Here is a 13009-nt window from a genome sequence, read left to right on the forward strand (position 1 = left end):
CCCATAGGTGTTCCAATTCGCCTGGAGGTTTTGCATAAATCGTATGGAGGCGCTCCTTAAGCAAGGTGCTGCAGTAATTGACCGACTGCACAAACGGCAATGCGAAACACCCAGTCAGTACCCGGGATCTCTCGAGCCTGCGGAAAAACCACATGTCCTTACGGTTGTCCGAAAAGGGCATTACACCGAGCTCTGTTTCATCCTCGGTCATGGCAAACGTGGCGAGAATCAGGGCCATTGGGCTCACCGCCTTCCGAGTCATACGGCTTGCCTCAACGCCATAGGCGTTTCCGGCGACCAGGACGCGATTTCCCTTGAGCTCTCCCAGTGGTGTGATGATGCCCACATGAGTGGCATGCGGATTGATCTGCAAGGCTGGGCAGCCTTCGACAATTAGTCCTCCACGGCTGGCAACGGCATTCGCCATGGCCTGCACCAGCGCGAAAGGGTCTACCGCTCCACCCTCCGGGTAGTACAAACCGGCGCAATAGTGCGCAGTCCCCAGATCGCTCTCCATGCGTTCACGGTCGGCCACTTCCACGCTAATGCCCAGGCTTCGCCAGCCTTGGGCTATGGTCTGCAATTGCGGTTTACAGTGGTTTGCCCACGGCTGCATCCAGCCGCTCTGGTGCAGCGTCGCAGCCGACCAGGAAAGGACATCGCTGCCGGTATGCTGAAGCGCGCGAGCGAAATGGCCAGCGCTATCCCCAAGACACTGACGCAATGACTGTGGCGTGTGCCGGGAAGGCACCGGTATGACGAAGCCAGAATTGCGCCCGCTAGCCCCTGCGCCTACCTGGCGAGCCTCGAGTACAGTCACCGAATACCCGGCATCCAGAGCTTGCAAGGCGGCAGCCAGTCCGCCGACTCCAGCACCGATTACCACCACATCGCTGTCGAACGGAAGCTGGGCCGAGCGCACGGTTTTACACGGCCACCCGGCTTGCCAGACCGATGGGGCGGCCAATAACCGGGAAAGGTTTTTCTCAGGCATAACACTGATACTCGACCCGGGTTGGCAAATGGGTGTTGAGCGACTCGACAATGGTTTTCGAGCGCAGGGCGAGCAAGCTGAAGGAGCCTGCATCGCCCATCCCGTGAGAGGATTCGCAAAGTCCGTTGAGGTAGGTCGGCAGAGATCCGCCCAGATTGATCCGGTAATCGCGGGCGGTTTGCATAGCACCGCGACTTGTTGCCAGGGGGGCGAGTAGTGGAGGGTAGGGTTCTTCGCGCTCGCCGGTACCCAAGTCGAGAAACCCTGTGGCCAGAATCACTAGGTCGAAGGTTTTTCGAAAGGCTTTTCCTTCCAGAAAATGCCGGCTCTGCAACTCGATACCCTCTGTTCCGGGTATGCAGGCGGTTATTTCATGGCATGTCTTGATCTCCAGCCAGTGCTCGCCGCGCAAGCTCTGCTCGTACAGCTTGATGTAGAGCTGATTGAGTACATCGATGTCAGAAGCTGAATAGTTGGTGTGGAGCAGCTCCCGACGTAACCGGGCTTTATGCTCGGGGCTTGCACGGTGAAAAGCATCGACGAATTCGGGGAAATAGACTTCATCCGAAAAAGGACTCGTGTCTTTCTGCCGGTAACCGAAGTTTCGGGTGTAACCCACGACTTCCTTCACGGCCGCCTGCTCACTGACATGCAGCAGTATCTCGACAGCGCTTTGGCTGCCTCCGATCACGGCCACACGGCATTGCCCGGCGGTGCGTTCGATAGTCTCTTGCAGAGCCGGCAGATAATGATTCAGATGTCGTATTCGAGTATCGACGAGTTCGGCGAAGGGCGCCGGGATGTGCGGTGTTCTTCCCGGCGCCAGTACCAAGCTGCGAGCGAGATAGATCTGGTCATTGGCTGAGCGAACCCGGTAGTGATCGATGCCACCCTCAGGGCCCGCTTCCACCGCTTCGATCGATACGGCTTCACAGCTGTAATCGACTTGCTCCTTGAAGAACTCCGCCACCCAGGTCACGTATTGCGCGTACTCAAGCCGCAAGGGGTAATGCAGAGGCAAGTTCAGGTGCTCGTAGAGACGCTGGTTCTCGAACAGAAAGTTGGTGAAGGTATAACGGCTGCGCGGGTTGCGCGGCGTTACCAGATCACGCAGGGGATGATTCTGGATGTCCGAGCCTGGCAACAGCATGTTGGGCTGCCAGAGCGGGCCGGGTCGTCTCTCCACAAAGCGCACCGTCAACGCGGGCGCCAACTCCTCAAAAGCGATGGCTAGGGCAATGTTGGCGGGGCCGAAGCCGATGCCCAGCACGTCCAGTATTTGCGTGGAGGTGCTCATGCCTGTACCTCCACGGGAACCTTGTGTGTACGATCCATGGTTTTGGCGGGCGCATGTCGAGCCAGTGCCCGACTTAGGCGCTCGACAATCTCACGCACTTCGTCAGGGGTAATCACCAGCGGCGCCAGGAAGCGCAGCACGGCACCCTGCCGACCGCCGCTTTCGATAATCAGGCCTTCATCCAGACAGGCTTTTTTAACCGCGCTGGCCAAGGCGCCCGCTGCCGGTGGATGGCCCAGTGCATCCGGGGTTGCGTTTGGCTCGATCAACTCCATGCCCAGCATCAGCCCCCGCCCACGAACGTCGCCGATGCAGGGGAAGCGGTCTTTCAATTCCAGTAGCCCTTGGTGCAGCAACTCGCCTACCTCACGGACATACTCCAGCAAGTGCTCGCGCCGAATAAACTCCAGGGTGGCCGCGCCACTGACCAGTGCGATCTGATTGCCCCGGAACGTGCCGGCATGGGCGCCGGGCTTCCATTGGTCATACTTCTCCAGATAGACCAGCAGTGAAAGCGGATACCCGCCACCGACGGCTTTGGACAGAATGATGGCATCGGGGGTAATACCTGCATGATCGAAGGCGAACATATCGCCACTGCGGCCAATACCGGTCTGGATTTCGTCAATCACCAACGGCACTTGATGACGCTGGGTGATTTCTCTGACCTGCCGCAACCAGTTGGCGCTGGCAGGGATACAACCTCCTTCGCCCTGGATGGCTTCGAGCAAGACCATCGCCGGCTTGCACACGCCACTCTCGGGATCGCCGAGCACGCTTTCGAGAAACGCCAGGCTCAGGCGTTCGGTTTCAAGAGCATCGACCTGGGCACCGAAGGGGCTGCGATAGGTGTAGGGATAGGGCAGGAATTGAATTTCCGCCGGCATGCCACTGATTACTTGCTTGGGGGCCAGATTGCCCATCATCCCCAAGGTGCCATGGCTCATCCCATGGTAAGCGCCCTGAAACACCAGCACGGGGCGGCGCCCCGTTGCCGTTTTGAATAATTTGAGGGCGGCTTCAACCGCATCCGCTCCCGTGGGTCCGCAAAACTGGAGCTTGGCCTGTTTGGCAAAGCCTGCGGGCAGGGCCGCAAACAACTCGTTCATGAAGTGAAATTTGGCCGGCGTCGCTAGGTCCAGCGCTTGTTGCAGCTGTCCCGACTGCAGGAACCCGATTACACGCTCCTGCACAAAAGGGTGGTTATGACCCAGGGGCAGGGCACCAGCGCACGCCAGGCAGTCGATATAGTACCGACCATCACTGTCCTGCACCTGGGCTAGCGCCCCGTGGGTGAAAATTCGTTGAATATTCCGCGCATAAGTACGGGCGTTGGACTCGCGGCTGCTGAAGTACTCGATAGTGTCAATGCTCATGTTTTGGCTTCCTTGTCACAGCGAGACAGTACGGATCGGATACGTGAAACTGCGATTTCTGGAGGTCTCCCCCAGGTTTTTCAGCCAGCGCCGATATTCGAGCCCCATGCGGTCGCTGTTCACGTGCATCTCGGCTTTGGGGTCCAGAGGTAAACGAGCAGGACGCTGCGCTTCGACGATGTGTCGGTCCTGTTCAAACACGATGTTCTGGCGCGAGAGGATCTGTTCCAGGGTCAGGTCAGGGCCGAAATTGATGGCCACGATCAGCCAGATAGTGCATTCGGCTTCATCGACGGGGGTGGCATTGAAGAAGGTGCAGAACCGCTCGGTTTCACCAGTCTTCTTCTTGAAATAGGCCGTCGTCGGGTTCAAGACCGAATACTTATAGCGCGCGGTCACAGGGATTGCGCGATGGTCGCCATAGGGCTGGAAAACACTGATTTCACTGGAGTGCAAGCCTCGTTCATCCAGACTGACCGTGTATTTTTTTAGCGGCTCCGGGGCGTCGGGCAACCCATTGAGGTTGGCGTGGACAAATGGGAAGTGCGACGCATCAATGAAGTTTTCTAGCGCTCGCAAGGCATTTGCTTTGTAGTGGTAAGGGCCAGCAAAAATTTTCCGGTAGTTGCTGTCTTCCCACTGGGCAAAAGCGGGCAGTGGGCGATCAGGCTGCTCCAGGCTCGCCCAGATAAAACCGAATTGTTCTTGCGCGAAGTGACGAAAGATTAACCGCTCGGATGAAGGTCCGGCCCGGTCAGGGTGCGCTGGCACGAGTTTACAGTTGCCATGACGGTCATAGCGCCAGCCGTGGTAGGGGCATTCGATTTGCCCTTGCTTGACGCAGCCCAGAGATAATCTTGCCCCACGGTGGCCGCAGTAATCTTTCCAGGCGTGCACACCTCCCGACTCATCGCGCCACAGCACCAAGTCTTCACCCAGCAATCGGACCGCCATGGGCTTGCTCGCGTCCAGGTCTTCGCTGAGCGCGACCACATGCCATTGGTTGACCAAGGCTTGGTAATCAACTTCTTCACGATTCCACTCACCTTTGTATAACATCGGCGTTCCCCTTTTTCAGGCAAAATGAGGCCATTACAACGTCCGCAGACGATGTATTGGGTTCGTAAGGTATGCGCGGGTTTTTGGTTGTCAGGGCGTGGGCTGCCATCCGTGCTGCGCCCAGTCCTACGTTTTAGTCGGCGAGACAGCGGTCTACCAAGTCAGTGCTTTGTGCTCAAATAGCGGTGACTTTGGGGCGGTTTATGTTGTTTTGGTCCCTAATTAGCCACAGCTTAATAGCATTCGAGTGCATTACCAGACGCAATCAGAAAAAAGGAAATGGCTGTAGGACGCAGGAAGTTGTTACCAGTTTTTTAAACGCGAAGAGTGAATGCTAGCCGCAACTTACGCGACTTACTTGTGGTTCAGATCCCATCATGCAGCAAGGGCCGTTACCTCTGTATATATGTGGCAGTCCTTCTTTCTGCCAAAACTATGATCCGTTCTTATGGGAACTGATCCTGACACGGCAGACACGGCAAACTCTTTGAACCGTGTCGCCGAACGTGTCTTTAAGTACTCTCCCGAACCTTCAACTCAAACCCCATGTCCTGCACCGGTTTGGCCACGGTGTTGCCGGCCATCAGCGTCAGCATCTGTTCCGCCGCGCGGCGGCCGATGGCTTCGCGTGGGGTGTTGATGCTGCTCAGGCGCGGGACCATGTGTTCGGACATGGGCAGGTCGTTGAAGCCGAGGATCGCCACCTGTTCGGGGATCCTGATCCCGTTGCGCATGGCTTCAAGCAGGGCGCCCTGGGCCAGGTCGTCGTTGCCGAAGAAGATCGCATCGACATCCGGATGACTGGCCAGCAGTTGCAGAAACAACTCGCCGCCGAGGCCGACAGAGGAGGAGCGGGGCGTCAGCACTTCCAGGTCCGGGTCATACAGGCCAGCCTTTTGCAGGGCTTTGCGGAAACCTTCGCCGCGCAGCAAGGTGCGCTGGTCCAGTTGCGCGCCGATGTAGGCCAGGCGTTTGCGACCGCGAGACAACAAATGCTCGGCCGCCGTTTCGCCGGCGGCCAGTTGCGAAAAGCCGACGCAATTGAGCCCGGCCGCGCTGTCCAGCTCCATCATGTACACGCACGGAATGTTGCTGGCTTCGATCATCCGCCGTGAACTTTCGGTGCGGTCGAAACCCGTCAGCAACAAGCCGCGCGGTTGATAGGCCATGTAATTGCGCAGCAGGTTTTCTTCTTCATCGCGCGAATAATGGAAGTTGCCGATCAGCACTTCGAAGCCCTTGGGGCGCAAAACCCGATGAATGGCTTCCAGGGTGTCGATGAACAGCAAATTGGATAGTGAAGGCACCAACACCACCACCGATTGGCTCTGGGCCGAGGCCAGGGCGCGGGCGGCAGTGTTGACCACATAGTTGAGCTCCAGCGCCGCTTTCTGCACCTTTTCCACCAGTTCGGTGGCCACGGTGCTGACGCCACGCAAGGCGCGGGAGGCCGTAATCGGGCTGACGCCGGCCAGGCGGGCAACTTCGTTCAGGGTAGGGCGGCCAGTGGTGCGAGTATTTTTATCGTTCTTGGTTGTGTTCATCGACGGCTTGCCAAACAAAATTCAAGGCACTAAGGTAGCGCTGTCTCGATGCAGCTGCAAATGCGTGAGCGAGGGTTCGCCTGATCCTTGCTTTTTGGTGTTGGGACCTAACCTGCTGCAACCCATAAAATGACAAGAAAGGCGTCGGCAACTTCTGCTTTTGATCTGGTGTCATAGCTGGCAAAGGTAGCGCTGTCTGCGCGCTGAGGTGTTACATGAATCATCCCATCACCGCCCTGGTCATCATGGGCGTTGCCGGTTGCGGCAAGACGTGCGTCAGCGAGGCCCTGTGCCATTTGAGCGGCGCCACTGCCATTGAAGGCGACTCTTTTCACCCTGCCGCCAATATCGAAAAGATGAGCGCGGGTATTCCCCTGAACGATGAAGACCGTGCCGGCTGGCTCGACAGCCTGTGCGATGAACTGCGCCGTGTCGATGCCATGGGCCAGCGCCCGGTGCTGACCTGTTCGGCGCTCAAGCATATCTATCGCGAACGTCTGCGCAGTGCCTTGCCGGGCCTGGGCTTCGTGTTCCTTGAATTGACCCCCGAAGTCGCCGCCGACCGTGTGTCCCATCGGCCAGGCCACTTCATGCCGTCGACCCTGATCGACAGCCAGTTCGCCACCCTCGAATCGCCCGTCGGCGAGCCGTTGACCCTGGCGCTGGATGCTTCGACCCATAGCGTCGAACAACTGGCGGCGCAGGCTCATGCCTGGTGGCAGGCGCACGGCCTGAAACAGGCGGTATGACGGTGTTCCCAAAGACAGCGCTGTCCTCACGATTTCTGATCAACCCGCTTTAATAACAACAACAACCAGGAGACACCCCTAATGTTTGGCATGTCCCACGAGACGTTCCTGCTGCTCGATGCAGTGGTCACCGTGATCGGGCTTATCGTCCTGATCACCAAGTTCAAATTTCACCCCTTCATCGCCCTGATCATCGCCGCAGCCTTCCTCGGGCTGACCTCCGGCATGCCGATCGGCACCATCATCAAGGCGTTCCAGGACGGCTTTGGTGGTGTGCTTGGCTTTGTCGGCATCATCCTGGCGCTGGGCACGATGCTCGGCAAAATGATGGCCGAATCAGGCGGTGCGGATCAGATTGCGCAGACGTTGATCCGCGCCTTCGGCAAGGACAAGGTGCAGTGGGCGATGATGTTCGCCGCGTTCCTGGTCGGCATTCCGCTGTTCTTCGAAATCGGCTTCGTGTTGCTGATTCCATTGGTGTTCATCGTGGCCCGCCGCACCGGCGTGTCGATCATCAAGATCGGTATCCCGTTGCTGGCCGGTCTGTCCGCAGTACACGGCCTGGTGCCGCCGCACCCGGGTCCGTTGCTGGCCATCGGCGTGTTCGGTGCCGACATCGGCAAGACCATTCTTTATGGTCTGATCGTTGCGTTGCCAACCGCCATCATCGCTGGCCCGATCTTCGGTACGTTCATTGCCAAGCACATCCCCGGTCATCCGAATCAGGAATTGGTGGATCAACTGGTGCGCGATGAGAATGCCGGCGATCTGCCTAGCTTCGGCATTACCCTGATCACTGTGCTGTCACCCGTGTTCCTGATGTTGCTCAAGACCTTTGCCGATGTGGTGCTGCCGGACGGCAACTTCTTCCGCACTTTCATGGACCTGATCGGTCACCCGATCTCGGCTCTCTTGCTGGCGTTGCTGCTGTCGCTGTACACCTTCGGCTACAAGCAGGGCATCGGTTCGCAACAGATGCTCAAATGGCTGGATGCGAGCCTCGCGCCGACCGCCGCGATCATCCTGATCATCGGTGCCGGTGGTGGCTTCAAGCAGATGCTGGTGACCAGCGGTGTAGGTGATGTGATCGGTCACATGGCGGTGGCTGCACAGATCTCGCCGATCCTGCTGGCCTGGCTGGTGGCGGCGGTGATCCGTATCGCGACCGGTTCGGCGACCGTGGCGACCATCACGGGTGCCGGCATCGTGGTGCCGGTAGTGGGGATGATCCCGGGCGTGAACCGTGAGCTGCTGGTGCTGGCCACCGGTGCGGGCTCGCTGATCCTGTCCCACGTCAACGACGCCGGTTTCTGGCTGGTCAAGCAGTACTTCAACATGACCGTGGCCGAAACCTTCAAGACCTGGACCGCGATGGAAACCATCCTCTCCGTGGTTGGCCTGGGCTTTATCCTGTTGTTGTCGCTGTTCGTTTAAACGATTCGACAGACACAAAAAAACCGCAGTGATGCGGTTTTTTTGTAGAGGGTCGATTTCAAGGAAAACCCGATTCCAATGTGGGAGCGAGCCTGCTCGCGAATGCGTCATATCAGTCAGCAATTATGGCGACTGATACACCGCTTTCGCGAGCAGGCTCGCTCCCACAGGTTTTGTGTTAACTGGTGGTTTTCGGTGCCAACCCATCCGCGCGGAACATCCCGCGAATCCCGCGCACGGCCTGGCGAATCCGGTCCTGGTTTTCGATCAGGGCGAAGCGCACGTGATCATCGCCGTATTCGCCAAACCCGACGCCCGGCGAGACACACACCTTGGCTTCGGCCAGCAGCTTCTTGGCGAACTCCAGCGAACCCAGGTGTGCATAAGCCTCGGGAATCTTGGCCCAGACGTACATCGAGGCTTTCGGGTTTTCCACCATCCAGCCCAGTTCATGCAGGCCCTTGACCAGCACGTTGCGGCGCTGCCGATACTGTTCGGCGATGTCGCGCACGCATTGCTGGTCGCCTTCAAGCGCAGCGATGGCCGCCACTTGCAGCGGGGTGAAGGTGCCGTAGTCGTGGTAGCTCTTGATCCGCGCCAGGGCGTTGACCAGTTCCGGGTTGCCGACCATGAAACCGATGCGCCAGCCGGCCATGTTGTAGCTCTTGGACAGGGTGAAAAACTCCACTGCAATGTCCTTGGCCCCCGGCACTTGCATGATCGACGGGGCTTTCCAGCCGTCGTAGACGATGTCGGCGTACGCCAGGTCGTGCACCACCAGCACGTCGTACTGTTTGGCGAGGGCAATGACGCGCTCGAAGAAATCCAGCTCCACGCACTGGGCGGTAGGGTTGGACGGGAAGCCGAGGATCATCATCTTCGGTTTCGGGATCGAGCCGCGAATCGCCCGCTCCAGTTCAGCGAAGAAATCCACGCCCGGCACCAGCGGCACCGACCGCACCTGGGCGCCGGCAATCACGGCACCGTAGATGTGAATCGGGTAACTCGGGTTGGGCACCAGCACGGTGTCGCCCTGATCGAGGGTGGCCAGCATCAAGTGCGCCAGGCCTTCCTTGGAGCCGATGGTGACAATGGCTTCGCTTTCCGGGTCGATGTCGACCTCGTAGCGATCCTTGTACCAGTTGGAAATCGCCCGGCGCAGGCGCGGAATGCCCTTGGACGTGGAGTAGCCGTGAGTGTCTTCGCGCTGAGCGACCTGCACGAGTTTTTCGACGATGTGCGGCGGCGTGGCGCCGTCGGGGTTGCCCATGCTCAAGTCGATGATGTCTTCGCCACGACGACGGGCGGCCATCTTCAGCTCGGCGGTGATGTTGAAAACGTAAGGGGGGAGTCGATCTATGCGCGCAAAGCGGCGCGGCGAACCTTGTTCGGCCATTGTTGCCTCGGATAACGTAAGCGCCCGGAACCGTCCGAGCGACGCAGGTCAGCGGTGACCTGTGGCGGAATGTAAGGGCAGCTGTGGCAGACTGTCCAGCCTCCATGTAAACAATTTTTTCCGAAGGATAGGGTTCGATGGAATTTACCAGCGGCTTCTTGCTGAGCCTCTCGCTGTGCCTGGATATCGGCGTGGCCAACATCGCGATGATCACCCTGGCCATGCAACGCGGCTATTTCCAGGGCTTTGCGCTGGGGCTGGGGACCTGTGTCGGCGACCTGATCTATGCGGTACTGGCGCTGGCTGGCATGACCGTGTTGCTGCAATACGAAACCGTGCGCTGGGTGTTGTGGATCGGTGGTTCGGCGCTGCTGGTGTACTTCGCGGCGAAGATGATCTATTCGGCGATTCACCACGAGGCGCTGCTGGCGGAGACGGCGGAGGTCGGGAACAACTCCCACCGCAAGGAGTTTTTCCGCGGGATTTTCCTGGCCATGTCTTCACCCAGCGCGATCCTCTGGTTCGCCGCGGTGGGCGGCACCCTGATCGCCCGTTCCGGTGGCGGTGGCCCGCTCAGTTCGGCGCTGTTTCTCGGTGGTTTCCTCTGTGCCGGGCTGCTCTGGTCGGCAGGCCTGTGCTTCGCCGCGAGCCATGGCGGCAAGTTGCTGGGGGACAAGCTGCTGCGTTATTCCTACATGGCATCGGCGGCGATCTTCTGCTATTTCGCGGTCTACGTGATTCTATCGGGGTACAACGAGTTCGTTGGCGCCGCTGCCGTCGAGCAGTTGCACGCACTGTAATTGGGCGAATCGGGTTTGGCTTCTATACTCCCAGCCGAACCCATTTTTATGCGTCAGGAGTCGAGTCATGGATGAGTTAGCACGCGTCGAACCGACGCAACCGCGCTTCGAACACGGGCACTTCCTGCTGATTGCAGGGCTGGGCGGACAATTTACCCAGCAAACCACCCAAGGCATTCCCGATCTCTGGGAGAGATTCAACCCGCATCTGGGCCAAATTCCGGGCCAAAAAGGCGAAGTCACCTACGGTGTCTGCTGCAATTTCGACGGCAAGGGCGGCTTCGATTACATCGCGGGCGTCGAGATCAGCAAGCTCGACGATTTGCCGGACACGTATCGTTGGGTAGAGATTCAGCCCCAGCAGTACGTCGTGTTCGAACATCAAGGGCCGCTGGCCACATTGCCGCAAACCTTCCAATACATCCATGGCACGTGGCTGCCGCAGTCCGGGCGTGAATTGCTGGACGCCCCGGAATTCGAGCGCTACAGCGAAGACTTCAATCCCAGGCTCAACACCGGCAAGCTGGAAATCTGGCTGCCGATCAAGGCGTGACACCTGCATCGAGAGGCGGATCAGCCGATTCGTCTCTCGATGTCCCACGGCGGCTGATTTATGATCCCCGGCCTTTCCCACGCCGATTCCGAGCTGCCATGAACACCGTCATCCGCAACGTCACTCCCGCCGATCTGGACCGCTGCTTTGCCATCGAAACCCTTGCCTATGAAGGTGACGAGGCCGCGACCCGCGAGAAGATCGCCACCCGCATCGCCACCTGGCCCGAGGGGTTTATCGTCGCGCAAGTGGACGGGGTCGTCGCCGGATTCATCAATTCCGGTGCGGCGTTTCAGGTGGAAATGTCGGACGAGGCGTTCAAGGAACTGATCGGCCACGACCCGGCCGGGCCCCACGTGGTGATCATGTCGGTGGTGGTGCATCCGGATTATCAGGGGCAGGGCCTGGCCAAGCGCCTGATGGGCGAGTTCATCGAACGCATGCGTGGGATGAACAAAGCCAGCATCAATCTGATGTGCAAGGAGCGGCATATTCCGTTGTATGCCGGTTTTGGCTTTGCCTACATCAAACCGTCGGCGTCCGACCATGGCGGCATGGCGTGGCATGAGATGGTGCTTGAACTCTGATCCGACGTAGATTCCCTGTAGGAGCGAGCCTGCTCGCGAAGGTGTGTCAGCATAAGTGGTGTCGACTGACACTCCATCGCGAGCAGGCTCGCTCCTACAGGGGGGCGGTGTTGTGTCAGTAATGTCTGCAAAAAACTAACGCGCAGTCAAAACACCAACCCCATCCGCCGCTCATAACCGATCCGGCCCTTGTACGCCTCGCCGCTGTCGACAAAGCCAAACCTGGCGTACAGGGCGATGGCGGCTTCGTTGTCGGCATCCACCGACAGTTCCAGCCCCCGGATTTCCGGCCAGGCCAGGCGCGCCGCCTCGGGCAGCGCTTGCAGGCAGGCCTTGCCGTAGCCCTTGCCTTGGGCGCGTTGATCGACCTGTAGCGCATGCAGCGTAGCGCTGTGTTCATCGGCCCAGGCCGGCAACACCGGCGGGCGCTTGAGCAACAGGAACGCGACGGGCACATTCTCGGCCAGCAGGGCGAAGCCTTTGACGCCAGGCCCGGGCTTGGACAGCAGCGTGTGCAAGGCGCCGTGGATATCACCGCAGAACCTGATCTGTTGCGAATGCACTTCAATGGCCTCGACCTGTTGGCGCTGCAGCGCATTCAGGCTTTCATAAGGCACGAGTCGGGCTGTCACTGGAGTGTCCTTTTTCCAACTGAAAATGAGTCTTGGATTCTAGCGAGTCTGGCCGTTTGGATTATTTTTATTTCACCTGTCGATTTGCCGGATCGCCGGACGACTAAGGGTGTCTTCACTATAAAAACCACGGAGAACCACCATGAACTCGCAAACCCAGATCCAGAACCTCATCGAGAACTATCGTCAGGCGGTCATGGCCAAGGACATTGAAAAAGTCATGGCCCTTTATGCCGATGACATCGTCTCCTTCGACGCGGTCAAGGCCCTGCAATTCAAAGGCAAGCCGGCGTATCGCGCACATTGGCAGGCCTGCATGGAAATGTGCCCCGGCCCGCACATCTTCGAATTCCACGAAATCACCATCGAGCCGTCCCAGGAAATTGCATTCGCTCACTGGCTGGCAAATTGCGGTGGCACCAACGACAAGGGCGAAACCCAGTCCTGCTGGATGCGCGTCACCGCCTGCTATCGGCAAGAAGCCGGGCTGTGGCAGATTGTCCACGAACATTGGTCGGCACCGTTCGACATGACCAGCGGTGCAACGCTGTTCGATCTCAAACCCTGATCGTCGGGAAGCCGAGCCAG

At 58.9% G+C, this 13009-nt stretch carries 13 protein-coding genes; 6 read left to right on the plus strand and 7 right to left on the minus strand.

Annotated elements, in window-relative coordinates; all coding sequences use genetic code 11:
* From BSF44_RS17165 to BSF44_RS17185, 5 genes are all read right to left on the minus strand, one after another.
* The coding region (locus tag BSF44_RS17165; protein WP_178081856.1) for an FAD-binding oxidoreductase at window positions 1–994 on the minus strand (994 nt) is incomplete at its 3' end.
* On the minus strand, window positions 987–2291 hold the full coding sequence (locus BSF44_RS17170) for a SidA/IucD/PvdA family monooxygenase (RefSeq protein WP_095944525.1): 1305 nt from the start codon (window positions 2289–2291) through the stop codon (window positions 987–989). The genes BSF44_RS17170 and BSF44_RS17165, both read right to left, overlap by 8 nt.
* A complete protein-coding gene (locus BSF44_RS17175) occupies window positions 2288–3667 on the minus strand; it encodes a diaminobutyrate--2-oxoglutarate transaminase family protein (RefSeq protein WP_218194554.1) in 1380 nt (459 codons plus the stop codon). The genes BSF44_RS17170 and BSF44_RS17175 overlap by 4 nt, the downstream gene beginning before the upstream one ends.
* A 15-nt stretch (window positions 3668–3682) precedes the next feature.
* The gene (locus BSF44_RS17180; RefSeq protein WP_095944526.1) at window positions 3683–4726 is read right to left on the minus strand and encodes an aromatic ring-hydroxylating dioxygenase subunit alpha; all 1044 of its coding nucleotides are present in this window, start codon (window positions 4724–4726) and stop codon (window positions 3683–3685) included.
* A gap of 512 nt (window positions 4727–5238) precedes the next feature.
* A complete protein-coding gene (locus tag BSF44_RS17185; protein ID WP_095944527.1) occupies window positions 5239–6270 on the minus strand; it encodes a LacI family DNA-binding transcriptional regulator in 1032 nt (343 codons plus the stop codon).
* Between the two features lie 215 nt (window positions 6271–6485).
* On the opposite strand from BSF44_RS17185, the gene BSF44_RS17190 reads away from it, so the two are divergent.
* Both BSF44_RS17190 and BSF44_RS17195 read left to right on the plus strand, forming a co-directional pair.
* Window positions 6486–7019: a gluconokinase gene (locus BSF44_RS17190; RefSeq protein WP_095944528.1), complete on the plus strand. Its 534-nt coding sequence runs from the start codon at window positions 6486–6488 to the stop codon at window positions 7017–7019.
* A gap of 81 nt (window positions 7020–7100) precedes the next feature.
* Window positions 7101–8453, plus strand: a complete 1353-nt coding sequence (locus tag BSF44_RS17195) for a GntP family permease (protein WP_095944529.1) — start codon at window positions 7101–7103, stop codon at window positions 8451–8453.
* 178 nt (window positions 8454–8631) lie between these two features.
* Here the strand turns inward: BSF44_RS17195 and alaC are convergent, their stop codons facing one another.
* The gene (alaC, locus tag BSF44_RS17200) at window positions 8632–9849 is read right to left on the minus strand and encodes an alanine transaminase (RefSeq protein ID WP_095944530.1); all 1218 of its coding nucleotides are present in this window, start codon (window positions 9847–9849) and stop codon (window positions 8632–8634) included.
* 137 nt (window positions 9850–9986) lie between these two features.
* Between alaC and BSF44_RS17205 the strand changes: the two genes are divergently transcribed.
* The 3 genes from BSF44_RS17205 to BSF44_RS17215 all read left to right on the plus strand — a co-directional run bounded on the left by BSF44_RS17205 (window position 9987) and on the right by BSF44_RS17215 (window position 11789).
* A complete protein-coding gene (locus tag BSF44_RS17205; protein ID WP_056725914.1) occupies window positions 9987–10649 on the plus strand; it encodes a LysE family translocator in 663 nt (220 codons plus the stop codon).
* Window positions 10650–10716: 67 nt separating this feature from the next.
* Complete coding sequence (locus BSF44_RS17210) at window positions 10717–11202, plus strand: GyrI-like domain-containing protein (RefSeq protein ID WP_095944531.1); 486 nt, start codon at window positions 10717–10719, stop codon at window positions 11200–11202.
* Window positions 11203–11300: 98 nt separating this feature from the next.
* Window positions 11301–11789, plus strand: coding sequence for a GNAT family N-acetyltransferase (locus BSF44_RS17215; protein ID WP_095944532.1), 489 nt, complete (start codon window positions 11301–11303; stop codon window positions 11787–11789).
* 146 nt (window positions 11790–11935) lie between these two features.
* Here BSF44_RS17215 and BSF44_RS17220 read toward each other — a convergent pair whose 3' ends face one another.
* Window positions 11936–12421, minus strand: coding sequence for an N-acetyltransferase (locus BSF44_RS17220; RefSeq protein WP_095944533.1), 486 nt, complete (start codon window positions 12419–12421; stop codon window positions 11936–11938).
* Between the two features lie 142 nt (window positions 12422–12563).
* On the opposite strand from BSF44_RS17220, the gene BSF44_RS17225 reads away from it, so the two are divergent.
* A complete protein-coding gene (locus BSF44_RS17225; protein WP_095944534.1) occupies window positions 12564–12989 on the plus strand; it encodes a nuclear transport factor 2 family protein in 426 nt (141 codons plus the stop codon).
* Window positions 12990–13009 lie beyond the last annotated feature (20 nt).

This window comes from Pseudomonas sp. ACN8 (assembly GCF_002303925.1).
In the GTDB taxonomy this organism is placed as follows: Bacteria; Pseudomonadota; Gammaproteobacteria; order Pseudomonadales; family Pseudomonadaceae; genus Aquipseudomonas.